Genomic DNA, 14,889 nt, shown 5'->3' with positions numbered 1-14,889 from the left:
ACAATACCTTCCCGCAACTATCCGTTCTTCCTGGTAAACTTAATCAAGTATCCTATTGCTTTCTTTCCCTTGTGAAGCCTTGAAAACTCTAAGTAATAATCTTGCTCCTGCATGGTGAATTCCTTGCCAGCCATACTATCCTCAGCGCCCGATTCAACATACTTCATCAAATCCTGTCTAAGGAAGGTGTTAAACCTGCCACCATTTCCCGGAATCTTTTCTTCCTTCTCCCACTGTTTAAGCTCGGGGAAAAGGTTAAAAGCATTCTCATTACAGTCCATAAATAAAAGCTTATTTGACAGAACAATTAGCCCTGTATCCTTCAGCTCTCCCTCCAGGATTTCCGGGTTGGTTTCAATTGCATAGTTGGCGATTTTTACCACCGGAATCAGAATTCCAAAGATACCAATCGTATAGATAAAAGGCATCAATTCAACCTTCATATGAATCAGTCGTTCAACTGCATATGCACTGAACATCAGGAAGTATAAAAAGATTAGAATGTCCACATCTCTTGCGCTAACGACATTCTTTTTTCTGCTATATTTAAATGAAATTGCAATTGAAATAATGAAATAAAATGCCAGAGATATCAGGTACAAGGTGTGGGCAAATCCGTAGGTTTTAATTAAATAACCACCATAAGGTCCATAATGGAATTCCACTGTTTTGTAGAAAATATCAAGCTGGCCTGCCGTACAGGCAGATAAAAATAGAACTATCTGAATCAAATACAAAACGATTTTTGTCTTTGTATATAAATGAATTTTGCAGATATCGCAGATATTAAAAAAGAAAAGCATTGGCGAAAACATACCTATAGTGTAGGTCAATTCATTGCTAAGCAGCGCCTCATTCAAAGATGTGGAGCTGGCCAGAGCATAGTAACCTGCGTCACCTATAACAGTAACAAAGGCTACAAGAATCGCGTTTGTGCCAAGCTTTCTTTCATTAGATATTATCCATACTAATATGGCTAGCGAACAGATAAAACAAACCAGATAATACATACCAATCCCCCACCTAATGTATTATTCCTTCTTATCTATTCTCCCTATCAATCATTATGCCATATAACGTAAGATTTTTTAACCAGTTTCTTGAAAATACTTAAAAAATACAAGTGAATGTGATGATGCCATCGCGCCAGTTTACTTTGATATCACCGTGATAGCGCTCCATAAGCCCCTGTGCTATAGAAAGGCCTACACCATAGCCTTCCTTGTCGATATTGTGTGCCTCATCGCCTCTGTAAAATCTATCAAAGAATCTGTGGTAATCAATGCCTGCACCAGATTCATAGCTGTTTGAAACTCGCAGATAGATATGCTTATGTTTTTTGTCGCTTCCAAGTCCAACAGTGACTTTACCCTTTGGATCACAATACTTAATGGCATTATCTATAAGCAGTGTTGTAATCTGACGGATGTCTCCCTCGTGAGCAAGAAGTTTAACATCAGATGCTATGCTAAGCTCCATTGTCTTTTCATCGGAAATGGCAACTGCCTCAAAGGATTTTGCAGTGTCAGTGACGATGGCCGAGAAATCTGTCTCCACTCTATCCTCTTTACTATCCTTTTCACTTGCTCGTGTAACCAAAACAAGGTTTTGAATGAGGCCTGTCAGTCTATCTACCTGGCGCATGGTAGACTTAGTCCATTCGTTTTCAACGCCCATGATTTCAAGCATTTCTGTATTTGCCTTGATAACCGCAAGTGGAGTTTTCAGCTCGTGGCTGGCATTTGTAATAAATGATTTTTGCAGCTCTGCATTCTTGATTTCAGGCTGAATAATCTTACCAGCCCAGGATTTGATAACAACTGCAGAAATCACCATACCAAATCCAATCAGGATACAAGCCAGTAATACAAGTCGACGATTGATAGCAACCTGAGTACTACAATCCAAAACTACAACAATTGTGCCTCCTGCATCTCTTGGGGCCACCATGTAGTAATAGTCGTCGTAGCTTCCAAACTTGAACCAGCGCTTCATTACTGTGTTGGCATATGTCACTGCCTGATCCGCTTCCACTGCTGCAGTGTGAGATGTGATTACCTTTTCAACATCTCCATCCTCAGTGTATGTGACAGCGAAGTATCTGGTTGAATAATAGAATTCATCAGATTTGTAATCGCTATCCACTCCAAAAAGCTTTTCAAGCTGATACACTAAATCGTTGTTATTATCGATTGTATCTTTGTTATCATTAGCATCATCTGATTCGATGCTTTCATACTGCATAGGCAAGATACCATCATTTTCAACAATATACATAATGTTATCTTTGATTTGTCCACGAGTCATCAGTGAGTTGATAACATAAATGCAGCCTGCAATAAAGCTCATTACAATAAAGAATGACACCATTGCAGTTATTATGAACTTATTCTTTAATGCTCGAATTGATTTTTCACTCATTCACTACCACCTGGAAAGAACCGCCCTTTTCACCTTTAATAGTTACTCCAGAATTAATGTACTCCAGCTTGCCCTGTAAGAAATTAACATAGAGCCAAACTGTATCTTCCTCAACATCTGTCTCATCATTCCAAACATGCTCTATTAGATAGTTTGTGTCCACTGGATGTTCCTGATTTAAAAGAAGAGCCTGCATCAATGAGAATTCCTTTAATGACAGACGAACTGTGTTGGCACAAATAAGCTCAAGACTTTCGGATTTAAGTGTGATATCACCAAAAGAAAGCTCCTTGGCTGCGTACTGGCTGCCTCGTCTTGTCATGGCCTTTACTCTAGCCATCAGCTCCTTCATGGCAAATGGCTTAGTAAGATAATCATCTGCTCCTGCATCCAGCCCTTCTACTCTGTCATCCACCTCTGCCTTTGCTGTAAGCATCAGCACTGGTGTGACGATGTTCCTTCTTCTTATTTCCTTTAATACTTCAAGTCCATCCATCTTTGGCATCATGATGTCTAGGATGATGCCATCATAGCCATTGCTAAGTGCAAGCTCCAAAGCCTGTGCTCCATCAATGGCACTGTCTACTACAAATCCCTGCATTTCCAGCATGGATGTAATAACCTTATTTAAATCAAGTGTATCTTCAGCAAGTAATATTTTCATAAATTTCCTCTCTTATTCGTCAATGCTTTCTGAGCGAATCAAGTCTCTGATTGTCTGCATAGACATATCAGTAGACGCCAGCTCATCAGCACATCTTTTTAGCTCAGCACTGATAAGTGCATCGCTTTTGGATACCTTTTTCTTGTAGCGCATATGATGCTCCAAGGCAGCCCATGTATCCATAGAAATGGTTCTTAACTGTATCTCTACAAAATATTTATTATCGTATTTCAAAATCATGTGCAAGCTTCTGTAGCCGTTTGGCTTAGCCTGCTTTATGTAATCCTTTTCCTCGATTACTTCCACCTTTTCCATTGTTCTAAGATGGTCACGAACAGAATAGACATCACTAATAAATGCACAAACAACTCTGATACCAATTGCATCATGAATCTGCTGCAATGCTGATTCTGTAGTCTCAGGAAGATTCTGCCTTCTGCATTTCTCCCTCATGCTTTCCTCGTCCTTAATGCGCGCCAAGCAATGCTCCACCGGATCACTGCCAAATTCCTTTATCATATCCTCCCTCAGCTCATCAATTGAACCAAGGATTATATTCATAACATTTTCCATCTCACTGCGATGGTTACCGTATATACTTTCTTCCAAAACTTTCTCCTATTTCTTATTGAATCCTAAACAAATTTAGTTTCAATGATAATTATTCCACATAAAAAGAGTTTACCAAAAAACCTTGGTAAACTCTCTTAAATTTTTCTAAAATTTATCTGAACTTTACTCGATGACTGCGTCAATCAATACAAAATATTTACCCTCGCCCTTTGTATATGTGGCAAAAGTACCAACTACTGTGATTGCCTCACCGTCGTCCGGGTACTCCTCATCCTCTGGAAGCAGGTACTCAATTCCCTCAGTGCAGCACCCCAAAGCATCGTAAACAATACAAGAATGTGTGCCACCATGAGTGGTGTTGCTGTCCCCATCCATTCGCACAAGCTGCCCCTTGTAGTTGGACGGATTTGCAAGCATGTCCGCCACATAAGAGTACACCATGGTAGATGACATGGTTGTTAAATCCACATCCACGTCTCCTACTTCAGAGCTCTTTCCACATCCTACGAAGCTAATGATTATGGTAAATACTAATAATAAACTAAGATATTTCTTCATAAGCCATAGTTTAACATATAATTTTTAAAAATCTATTACGGAATCTGCCACACCCATAGTGGATTTTCTGTGAGAAATTAACACTACCGTCTTGTCCTTGGCCTCTTCCTTTAGAGATTTCAGGATAATTCCCTCATTCAAAGAATCCAGTGAGCTGGTAGGCTCGTCCAAAAGAAGCATGTTACCACCATGCAAGAACGCACGTGCAATGCCGATTCTCTGTTTTTCTCCACCAGAAAGTGTAGAGCCAAGCTCTCCCACCTTTGTGTCATAGCCTTCTGGAAGACTCATAATGAAATCATGTACGCTGGCTTTCTTCGCTGCTTCCATAATCTCTTCTATGGTTGCATCCGGCTTAGCCACTGCTATATTTTTAGCAATAGTGTCCTGGCTAATCCAGGTTTCCTGGGTGACAAAGGATTGATTCTTTCTGAGGGACGCCGTGTTCACATCACCTATCTGGGTAGGCCCCTCAGTTTTATCGTAGTAATAAATCTGGCCCTTATCAGGCTTCCAAAATCCCATTAAAAGTCTAAGCAATGTGGATTTGCCGCATCCGCTTGGTCCATGGATTCCAAGGATATGTCCCTTTGGAATATCGATGGTTCTGTCCTTGATGACCTCCATATCCTCATAGGCAAATGAAACATTGTTTACTGTAGCGATGTTGCCCTTTGAGTTGGCCACCATTTCCAAATCCACCCCATCAGTCTCTTCCTCTACAAGAGGCTTTTCATCAAGAAGTGCAAGCACTCTCTCGCCACTGGCAAGAGTTTGATTAAGGTTGTTTGACAATGAAGCAAGGGCAACCACTGGCCCAAATGAACTCATCATACCAACAACTGCTATCATAACCTGTTCAAATGAGACACGGCCTTTGTTGTAGGCAACCACCATTACCACCAAAATGATTAATGAGAATGCCTGTATAGACAGATTTGTAAGTAGCTTCTGATTCTTTTCGTAGTCCACCAAATCGGATTTGATTTCAGCCAGATTATCCGATTTTGCATTTAATCTGTTTAGCTGCTTATGACCATTTTTGAATTGAATGGTATCATCAATGCCATATAAAGCACCTAAGATAAAGCTGTTCATCTTGCCAAACTTGTTTCTGAATTTAAGCCCTGCCTCGGCCGAACTCATCTCGTTAGAAACAGGAATCATTCCACCTACAGTCAGGTAAGCAATGGCAGCAATAATACCTGCCACTGGATACTGTAGCCACAAAAATCCTGACATAAACAATGACACTATTATCGCAATTGCGATAGGTGAAATGGTGTGAGCAAAGAACACCTCCAAAAGCTCTATATCAGTGGTAATCATGGTAATAAGATTACCCTTTTCTTTTGTTTCCAGCTTGGCTGGGCACAGCACACGAAGCTTATCGAAAACCTTGTGTCTGATGATGGCCAGAATTCTAAAGGCAATGTAGTGATTGCAATATTGCTCCCCATAGTGAAGCAGACCTCTAAGTATTGCAACTACTACAATAAGCTGGAAAAACTTTGGCAAGGTACGAACAAGTACTGGGTTCTCCAGACTGTTGATTACCATCACTATGCCCTCAGCTCCAAGCACTGTTACAAAAATGGCGCATAAATGCCCAAGGCTTCCCAGCAAAATTCCAAGAATCATAATAAATATCAGTGGTTTCACCAGGCCAATTAGACGTGCCATGATTTTTAATCCAGATGTTTGATTCTTCATTACATGGCACCTCCTGCATAGTTTTCCAAAGCATGCTGCTTCTTGTAAAGAGTAGCGTAGGCTCCATTCTTTTTAATCAGCTGACTATGGGTTCCAGATTCTACGATACTTCCACTATCAAGCATAAATATCTGGTCCGACTTCACCACATTTGCAAGTCGATGTGATATAAGGATAACCGTCTTTCCAAGCTCTTTCGAAAGCTTGCGGATGATACTCATTATGATTTCTTCTGATTCCATATCTATATTGCTGGTAGCTTCATCAAAAATATAGATTGGTGAGTTTTTAAGCAAGGCTCTCGCTATACATAGGCGCTGCTTTTGACCACCAGAAATATTAGCTCCACCCTCTGCAAGCTCAAACTCCAGTCCTCCAAGAGGTGCAAACTCATCCCAAAGATTTAAAAGCTTTAGAATGTTTACAAGCTTTGTATCATTAGCCTTTGGCTTACCCAAATGAAGATTGTCACGAACTGTTCCGTGGAAAATATAGCTATTCAAAGAAACTGCTGTCATAGCAGACATAAGTGATACTTCAGAAATATTTTTAAGCTCCTTGCCTGCAACAGTAATTGATCCATTGTAGTTTCTGTTTTGCTGTCTGAGAAGACTGGCGATTGTGGACTTTCCTGAGCCTGACACACCTACAATTGAAACAAGCTGCCCCGCCTGAATATCCATGGAGATATCCTTTAACGTCTCCTCTTTATTGTAAGCATATGACACCCCCTTAAATCGAATGTCGTATGGTCCCTCTGAAATTAAATACTTCCCTGCCTCAGGCTCTGGCAAATCTAAGAACTCGAATATCTTGTCTGCTGCCTTCATTCCATTCATACCAATGTGGAAGTATGAGCCAAGGAGTCTCATTGGAAGGAAAAACTCTGCCGACAAAAGCAAAAACATAATGGCGCTAACGAGAGTCATATTTCCATCTAGGAACTCACTGATTGTGGTGATGATTCCCACTGCTGCTCCTGCATAGGCAACAATATCCATAACGATGGTGCTGTTGAGCTGCATAGAAAGCACCTTCATGGTGATTTTTCTAAAACGCTCTGACTCTACATCCATCTCCTCCGCTGCCTGTCCATCAGACTCATAAATCTTTAGAGTTGTAAGACCATGAAGCTTTTCAAGGAATGTATCTCCCAGGCCATAGTATACTTTGAAGTATTTGTCCAAAAGCTTTCTGGCAACCTTCATAACAATCATGATAACAATTGGAATAAGTGGAACTGCGACAAGTAGAACAACTGCCGCTCTCAAATTGTATTGAAATAGAATTCCAAATAATGTGAGGGGAGCAATTAACGCATATACGAACTGGCTGATATACTTTCCAAAGTATATCTCCAGCTGCTCAACGCCCTCTCCCATCATCTGGGTAATCTGCGCAGAGGATACTTTGCTACGGTAGCTGCTTCCAAGACGAAGAAGCTTGCTGTAGATTTCCTCTCGCATCGTTTTTTTAACATCTACACTGGCTTCAAAAGAAGCTTCAGTGTAGAGTCTTTCAAAAACTAATCTAGAAAAAATGCAAAACAAGGCAACAGCAAGATAAATCACCAGGTGCTTTGTGTCTAATTTGCCGGCGTATGTGCCTCCGATTATTCTGGCAAAGCAACCTACTATGATAATCTGAGCAACAAGACCAAGCCACTGCCATAGAATTGACATGAACACGTGGCGTGTGCCTTGCTTCATCATTTTTAGTAATCTTGTTTTAATCATATTCTTCCCTCAAAACTATTTTTTAAGGAGTGCATATGCTCTAAGTATTTCGCCTACAGACCAAGCCTGCGCAAAACATCCCTTTGGCTGATATGGCTTTTCACTGTTAAAGTTCTCTGAGTAATTGCCAATACATTCTGTTACAAGATGCTTTTCTACTGGCTCAAACATAGCCTTTGCTTCTTCGATAGCCTGTGCGCTATGTCCGCCAACCTTAAGATATGCCTCAATAAATGCACCTAGCATGAAGCCCCAGGCTGTGCCTTCCTCCAATGATTTGATACCAACACCAACATACAGATTGTCTTTTACGACCTTTACTACAGACTTTTCCTTTTCAACGTCAAGCATTGTAAATGGAAGGCTGATAGCAAAAAGCTGATCAGGGCAGAGCGCTGTATCATTCTCCTCTTCGCTGATGGAATTGTATAGGTAGCCGCCCTCTTCGTACCAGAAATCTGTGTTGAATGCCTCCTTAACCCAGATAGCAAGCTGGCTGCAACCACCTGCGTATGCCAGATAGTTCTCTGGCTTGTTGTGAGTTCTTCTAGCGATTCCTCGTGAGATTTCCTCCATTGTCATAAGTGCGTTGTACCAAAGAGCATTAATATCAACAGGCTTGCACTTGCCTACCTGCATCAAAGCATCATCATCCATCTTGATAGAATATGATGTACCCTTTCTGTACGCTCCCATGATTTCCTGAAGATGAGGATAAATTTCATCCTCAACAAACTTCCAGGCCTCATCAGTATCAACGTATTTCAGATAATTATAAACTGCATAGAAATACCAGAGTGACGCATCAGCTGTATTGTTTGAAGGTGTGCCTCCCTCCTCCGGGAACTCATTAGGAAGCAAACCATTTTTAATATACTTTGCATATGTAAGAAGAATTGATTTGGCATCATCAAAGTGACCTGTCTCAAGGCAAATGCCTGTGAATGCCACCATTGCATCTCTACCACGGTCTGTGAGCCATGGATAGCCTGCAATAATACTCTTTTTATTAGAAGACTTTCTCTTTACGATAAACTGATTTGCCGCAACAGTAAGAACCTGTGCAAGCTCATCATCCTCATCAAATCCAGCAGTTTCAATAAGCGCCTGGACTCTATTCTTCTCTTTTTCAGCCTCTACAAAAGCTGTATCTCTATCAATATCTTCAAAATCTGGCCAGTTAACCTTCTTGCGGCCTGTGCTTGATTTCACATCCACAGAACAAACAAATGAAGCCTTTGAAACTCCACCTGCCGCAACTTCCATAACAAAATCATATGGCTTAATATGACAATCCAAACCATCCTTGCCATCATCAAGCTCATGCTGAAGCTCCATATTTTCATCGTACACGTTGTTGCGCTTTACCATCTCACAGCCTGCAGAAATAAGAGAAATTCTCACATCTGAATTGCTAACAGGACTATAGTAAAATCCAACATTGCCATTATTCTCGTTACGAATCTCCTGGAAAACTTCCTCTGGCAACTCAAATCTCAAATCATTGATAGTCATATGCGCTGAGTGCTTGCGATAATTCATAAGAGGTGTGATAACTACGCCTGCTGCTGGACCATTATTCTCCAACGTATATGCGATAGTACACTGATTCTTTTCATGAACCAAAGTAATTGTCTTTGTGAGACGCATACCACCCGCCTCATAAATAAAGGTAACATTGCCATCATACTTAAACTGACTCAAGTGCATATTACCCTGATTAAACTCGCTAGTATAAGGGCCCTTATGCTGAGCAGTAGTCAAATCATAAATCCTGCTACCACACACAAGGCGCTCATTTGTCTTTGAAAACGCAAGCACTCTATCAACCGGCGCCTGCAAGCTAGCAATCAAATAGCCCTGATGAATTCTCGAGTGTGCACCGATAATGCTACTGCTTCCATATCCACCAAGGCCATTTGTCAAAAGCCATTCTCTATTTAAATTATTCTTATAATTATTAAGCTTATCTAAAGCAAATTCAAAATTCATTTATTATTCTCCATCGTACACGCAAAAGTTTACATCTACATTATACACAAAAATCCCCCCATTTCTTCATTAAATTTGCAAAAAAACCGTATATAAATCATATGCTAACCTCTACATGATGTCCGGCAAAAATAAAAGGACCAGGCATGGGCGTGCCTAGTCCTTACAAAAAGGGAGAAATAATACGAATATATTAGACTAAATCAAAGAAGCTACACACTTCTCGACTTCTTTCATGTCAGCTGTTGGCTCGAAACGGGCAACTACATTACCCTGACGGTCAACGATGAACTTTGTAAAGTTCCACTTGATTTCTGGATTGTTCTTGTAATCCTTGTCAATCTTCTTGAGCATTGCGCTCATAGCAAGTGCCTTAGCACCCTTACCAAATCCTTCAAAGCCCTTCTGAGACTTAAGATACTTGAAAAGCTCGATAGCTGTTTCACCATTTACATCAGCCTTCTTCATCTGAGGGAACTGTGTGTTGTAGTGAAGCTGGCAGAACTCGTGAATTTCCTCGTCGTTTCCAGGTGTCTGACCTGCAAACTGGTTGCAAGGAACGTCTACGATTTCGAAGCCCTGAGCGTGGTACTGCTCATAGATGCTTTCGATGTCCTTGTACTGTGGTGTGAAACCGCATCCTGTAGCTGTGTTGACAATCATGACAACCTTGCCCTGATAATCGCTCATAGCCTGCTGCTCGCCATTTGTCTTTTCAACTGTAAGATCATAAAATCCCATTACTTTTCCTCCTTCACAGAAAAACATGTTCATATTTCTTTTTAATTTAATTGTGTGCAATCGATTATGATTGAATTGTACGCAATTAAATTTTATTTGTCAACACTTTTTTCAAATTTTATTTTTTTCCTTGTTCTGATAAAATAAAAATAACATTTGTATATGGAGGAAATATTAATTTGAACCTAAAAAATTTAAAAAAGATTTTTACTAAGACTGCCTTGTCCCTAGCCTTGGCATTGACTATTAGTTTTACAGTGCCTATGGCATCACTTCAGGCTGAGGCTGCTTATTATTCTGTTACACCTATATCTGCAGTGCTTTTGTCCTGCAATGGTACTGAAGTATTTGCTGATGCAGATACCACCACTTTCGTAAAAACTCTCGCAGTTAATACACCTGTGCAGGTTACAGGCCAGACATCAAATGGCTTTTGGCAGGTTAGCCTTGATGGCGGAATTTACTATATTTCTCAGCAGGCTCTTTCTGCTGCAGCAAATACTACTGCTGTTCGCTTTACTTCTTATGATGTAAATGCAGCCCTTGTTGCTAATGCAGCTTCAGGCAAAATCATTTATAGCCAGGGAGCAAATGACAAGCTTGAGCCAGCCAGCACCACAAAGATTATGACTGCTCTTCTTGTTATAGAAGCTATCGAGGCTGGACAGCTCACTTTGGATACACCTGTTTTGACTTCTGCAACAGCAGTTGCTTCTCTTCCATCTGATGCAAGCCACGTGGAGCCAAGACTTCAGGCTGGAGAAATCCTTACAGTGGATCAGCTTCTTACAGCAATGATGGTTAGCTCTGATTGCCAGGCCTGCAATATTCTTGCTGAGGCCGTTGCCGGTTCCGTGTCAAACTTCGTAGCACTTATGAATGCTAGAGCAACTCAGCTTGGTTGTGTAAATACAAACTTTACTAATCCATCTGGCTATCCAGACAAAAACATGTACACAAACGCTTACTCACTGTATTTGATTACAGCTAACGCTTACGCTCATCCATTGTTCAAGCAGTATTTTGGTATGGCAAGCGCTGTGCTTCCAGCCACAAACATGTGCGCTGCTCCTAGAGCACTTGTAAACACTGACGCTCTCGTAATTCCAGGCTCCGCTTACTACAACCCATACGTAGTAGGCGGCAAAACAGGAACAGCCAACCGCGCTGGCCAGTGTCTTGTGACTGTTGCTTCAAGAGAAGGCAAGACAATTATCACTGTTGTACTTGGTGGAAAGAACCGCACAATGTACGATGGAACCGTAAAATCATCACGTTATTATGAAACTAATCGTTTAATAGAACTTGGCTTTGCAAATTACTGGTAAAAAAGCCTTAAAATATACAGAATTTACATAGTTTTTTCACATCAGTGTCCGATAATCATTATAGAGAGATTTTTGGAAGGGAGTGTGATTTACAAATGAAACCAATTAGAAAGCTCTTACGAAAATATGTTGTAGTAATGCTCCTAGTTGCAATGGTTTGTCCTTCTATCACTGTAGATGCAAAACAACCTGTTAAAGAGACATCTACCCAGAAAGTAATTGTGATTGATCCTGGCTGTCAGATGAATGCCAACAATCGAAAGGAACCAATTGGGCCTGGAGCTTTCAAAACAACTGCACGTGCCACAACTGGTGTGGATGGAGCCGAAACAGGAATTCACGAATATGAGCTGAATCTGCAGATTGCCTTGAAGACATCTTCTCTTCTTAGCAAGCAGGGCTACACCGTACTCCTTACCAGAAATGAAAACGATGTAAATCTTAGCAGTGGCGACCGTGCAATGATTGCCAACACAGCAAATGCCGATGCGTTTATAGTAATTCAGACTGGAGAAAACAATGGAGTTTCTGTTGTATGTCAGTCAGAAGATAATCCATACAACTATGGAAATTACAATGATGCTAGATTATTATCAGATGCAATCCTAGGCTCTGTTGTCCAGGAAGCTGAGTGTGATAACTCAGGCGTCACCGAAGACGATGACAAACCTATCATCAACTGGTGTGCATCTCCTACCGCCATCGTAGAAGTTGGTGACCTCACAGACGTCGACGAGGAAGCTAAGCTTGTGGATGACGAATACCAATTGAAGCTTGCCCAAGGTATTGCCAACGGCGTAGATAGCTACTTTACACAGAAATAAAATAAAGCCAACCTTTTTAAAAAGGTTGGCTTTTTTTTATTCTGTGAATAATGGTGTTGAATAATATCTATCACCTGAATCAGGGAGAAGAGCTACAATTGTCTTGCCCTTATTTTCTGGCTTCTTTGCGAGTTCGATTGCTCCGTGGAGAGCTGCTCCTGAAGAAATACCAACTGAGATTCCTTCCTTCTTTGCGAGAAGCTTTGCTGCTGCAAATGCATCTGCACTGTCTGCTACGAAAATCTCATCATAAATCTCTGTATTTAATACGTCTGGAACAAATCCTGCGCCGATACCCTGAATCTTGTGTGCACCTGCACGTCCCTCTGAAAGAACAGGTGAATCCTTTGGCTCAAGTGCAACAATCTTAACATCTGACTTCTGTGACTTAAGGTACTCACCTACACCTGTGACTGTTCCACCAGTACCTACACCAGCGATGAAGATATCAACATTTCCATCTGTGTCTTCCCAGATTTCTGGACCTGTAGTTGTTCTGTGAGCTGTTGCATTTGCTGGATTTACAAACTGACCAGGGATAAAGCTTCCCTCGATTTCAGCTGCAAGCTCCTCAGCCTTTGCGATAGCCCCCTTCATACCCTTTGAGCCTTCTGTAAGAACGATTTCAGCGCCATATGCCTTAAGGATATTTCTACGCTCAACTGACATTGTCTCTGGCATTGTAAGGATTGCACGGTATCCCTTTGATGCTGCGATTGCTGCAAGACCGATACCTGTGTTTCCTGAAGTTGGCTCGATGATTACTGAACCTTCCTTGAGGAGACCTCTCTCCTCTGCATCCTCAATCATAGCCTTTGCTACTCTATCCTTTACTGATCCAGCTGGATTGAAATACTCAAGCTTTACAAGAACTGTAGCCTCAAGCCCAAGCTCCTTTTCAATATTAACCACCTCAACAAGTGGAGTCTTTCCAATTAACTCAATAGCTCCTTTATAAATCTTTGACATTTCAAGTCTCCTCCTAGTTTTTTTATATTATACCGCATTTGCGTTTTTTTCTGCATTAAAAACTTCTTCAATCTTCTCTGCATCAATTGCATCAAAGCCCTTCTGTAAATCCTCAATGATGTCATCAATGTGCTCTGTACCAATTGAAAGTCTGATTGTAGACTGTGTAATTCCCTGGTCTAAAAGCTCTTCCTCTGTAAGCTGAGAATGAGTTGTTGTCGCTGGGTGAATAACCAAGCTCTTTACATCTGCTACATTTGCAAGGATTGAGAAGATTTCAAGGCTATCAATAAACTTGTAAGCTTCTTCCTTGCCACCCTTGATTTCGAATGTGAAGATGCTTCCGCCATCCTTTGGGAAGTATTTCTTGTAAAGCTCATGATCTGGATGATCCTCAAGTGATGGATGATTTACATGAGCTACCTTTGGATGATTCTTCAAGAACTCAACAACCTTCTTTGTATTTTCTGCATGTCTGTCGAGACGAAGAGGCAATGTCTCAATTCCCTGCAAAAGGAGGAATGCATTAAATGGTGAGATTGTTGCCCCTGTGTCTCTAAGAAGAATAGCTCTGATGTATGTTACAAATGCTGCAGGACCGGCAACCTCAGCAAATGATACACCATGATAGCTAGGATTTGCTTCCGCGATGTTAGGGTACTTTCCGCTTGCCTTCCAATCATACTTGCCAGCTTCTACGATAACACCACCAAGTGTTGTTCCGTGTCCACCGAAGAACTTTGTTGCTGAATGTACAACGATGTCTGCGCCGTGCTCAATTGGTCTTACCCAATAAGCTGCTCCAAATGTGTTGTCAACAACAAGTGGAAGTCCTGCCTCGTGTGCAATCTTTGCAATTGCATCGATATCTGGAATATCGCTGTTAGGATTTCCAAGAGTCTCTAAGTAGATTGCTCTTGTGTTATCCTGAATTGCGTTTTTAACCTCATCCAAGTTGTGGGCATCTACGAATGTTGCTGTGATTCCATACTGTGTAAGAGTATGAGCAAGAAGATTGTAGCTTCCGCCGTAGATTGTCTTCTGTGCTACGATGTGTCCACCGTTTGCAGCAAGTGCTTGGATTGTGTATGTGATTGCTGCTGCACCAGATGCAACTGCAAGTGCTGCGCTTCCACCTTCAAGTGCTGCAACTCTCTCCTCTAAAACACCCTGAGTAGAATTTGTAAGACGACCATAAATGTTACCTGCATCAGCAAGACCAAATCTATCTGCTGCATGCTGTGAATCTCTGAATACGTAGCTAGTAGTCTGGTAAATAGGTACTGCTCTTGCATCAGATGCTGGATCTGGGTTTTCCTGACCCACATGAAGTGCTAAAGTTTCAAATCTATAATTGCTCATAATTCTTC

The 14,889-nt window shown here is 41.2% G+C and carries 13 protein-coding genes; 2 read left to right on the top strand and 11 right to left on the bottom strand.

What is annotated here, in order from left to right; genetic code table 11:
* Positions 1-17: 17 nt before the first annotated feature.
* The 9 genes from BM102_RS05860 to BM102_RS05820 all read right to left on the bottom strand — a co-directional run bounded on the left by BM102_RS05860 (position 18) and on the right by BM102_RS05820 (position 10,398).
* Positions 18-1,010, bottom strand: a complete 993-nt coding sequence (locus BM102_RS05860) for a histidine kinase N-terminal 7TM domain-containing protein (protein WP_090479958.1) — start codon at positions 1,008-1,010, stop codon at positions 18-20.
* A gap of 100 nt (positions 1,011-1,110) precedes the next feature.
* Entirely contained in the window at positions 1,111-2,421 is a 1,311-nt protein-coding gene (locus BM102_RS05855; protein ID WP_090479954.1) for a sensor histidine kinase, read from the bottom strand.
* Positions 2,414-3,085: a response regulator transcription factor gene (locus BM102_RS05850; protein ID WP_090479951.1), complete on the bottom strand. Its 672-nt coding sequence runs from the start codon at positions 3,083-3,085 to the stop codon at positions 2,414-2,416. The genes BM102_RS05855 and BM102_RS05850 overlap by 8 nt, the downstream gene beginning before the upstream one ends.
* 12 nt (positions 3,086-3,097) lie before the next feature.
* On the bottom strand, positions 3,098-3,694 hold the full coding sequence (locus BM102_RS05845) for a GTP pyrophosphokinase (RefSeq protein ID WP_242942906.1): 597 nt from the start codon (positions 3,692-3,694) through the stop codon (positions 3,098-3,100).
* A gap of 126 nt (positions 3,695-3,820) precedes the next feature.
* Entirely contained in the window at positions 3,821-4,216 is a 396-nt protein-coding gene (locus tag BM102_RS05840; protein ID WP_143064495.1) for a hypothetical protein, read from the bottom strand.
* A gap of 24 nt (positions 4,217-4,240) precedes the next feature.
* Positions 4,241-5,929, bottom strand: coding sequence for an amino acid ABC transporter ATP-binding/permease protein (locus tag BM102_RS05835; RefSeq protein ID WP_090479948.1), 1,689 nt, complete (start codon positions 5,927-5,929; stop codon positions 4,241-4,243).
* Positions 5,929-7,665, bottom strand: coding sequence for an ABC transporter ATP-binding protein/permease (locus BM102_RS05830; RefSeq protein WP_090479944.1), 1,737 nt, complete (start codon positions 7,663-7,665; stop codon positions 5,929-5,931). Before BM102_RS05830 ends, BM102_RS05835 begins: the two co-directional genes overlap by 1 nt.
* A gap of 15 nt (positions 7,666-7,680) precedes the next feature.
* Complete coding sequence (locus BM102_RS05825; protein WP_090479940.1) at positions 7,681-9,657, bottom strand: amylo-alpha-1,6-glucosidase; 1,977 nt, start codon at positions 9,655-9,657, stop codon at positions 7,681-7,683.
* Positions 9,658-9,855: 198 nt separating this feature from the next.
* Complete coding sequence (locus tag BM102_RS05820) at positions 9,856-10,398, bottom strand: glutathione peroxidase (RefSeq protein ID WP_074790751.1); 543 nt, start codon at positions 10,396-10,398, stop codon at positions 9,856-9,858.
* A 179-nt stretch (positions 10,399-10,577) separates the two neighbouring features.
* Here BM102_RS05820 and BM102_RS05815 point away from each other — a divergent pair, with 179 nt between their 5' ends.
* Positions 10,578-11,726: a D-alanyl-D-alanine carboxypeptidase family protein gene (locus BM102_RS05815; RefSeq protein WP_090479937.1), complete on the top strand. Its 1,149-nt coding sequence runs from the start codon at positions 10,578-10,580 to the stop codon at positions 11,724-11,726.
* 95 nt (positions 11,727-11,821) lie between these two features.
* Entirely contained in the window at positions 11,822-12,550 is a 729-nt protein-coding gene (locus BM102_RS05810; RefSeq protein WP_090479934.1) for an N-acetylmuramoyl-L-alanine amidase family protein, read from the top strand.
* 36 nt (positions 12,551-12,586) lie between these two features.
* On the opposite strand, the gene cysK is transcribed toward BM102_RS05810, so the two are convergent.
* Both cysK and BM102_RS05800 read right to left on the bottom strand, forming a co-directional pair.
* Positions 12,587-13,519 (bottom strand): cysteine synthase A, encoded by a 933-nt coding sequence (gene cysK, locus BM102_RS05805; protein WP_074790757.1) that lies wholly within the window; start codon positions 13,517-13,519, stop codon positions 12,587-12,589.
* Positions 13,520-13,546: 27 nt separating this feature from the next.
* Positions 13,547-14,881: an O-acetylhomoserine aminocarboxypropyltransferase/cysteine synthase family protein gene (locus tag BM102_RS05800; RefSeq protein WP_090479931.1), complete on the bottom strand. Its 1,335-nt coding sequence runs from the start codon at positions 14,879-14,881 to the stop codon at positions 13,547-13,549.
* Positions 14,882-14,889: the final 8 nt, after the last annotated feature.

Source organism: Pseudobutyrivibrio sp. JW11, assembly GCF_900115355.1.
Lineage (GTDB): Bacteria > Bacillota > Clostridia > Lachnospirales > Lachnospiraceae > Pseudobutyrivibrio > Pseudobutyrivibrio ruminis.
Note: the sequence above shows the minus strand (reverse complement) of the source record. Positions and strands in the feature narration are given on the sequence as shown.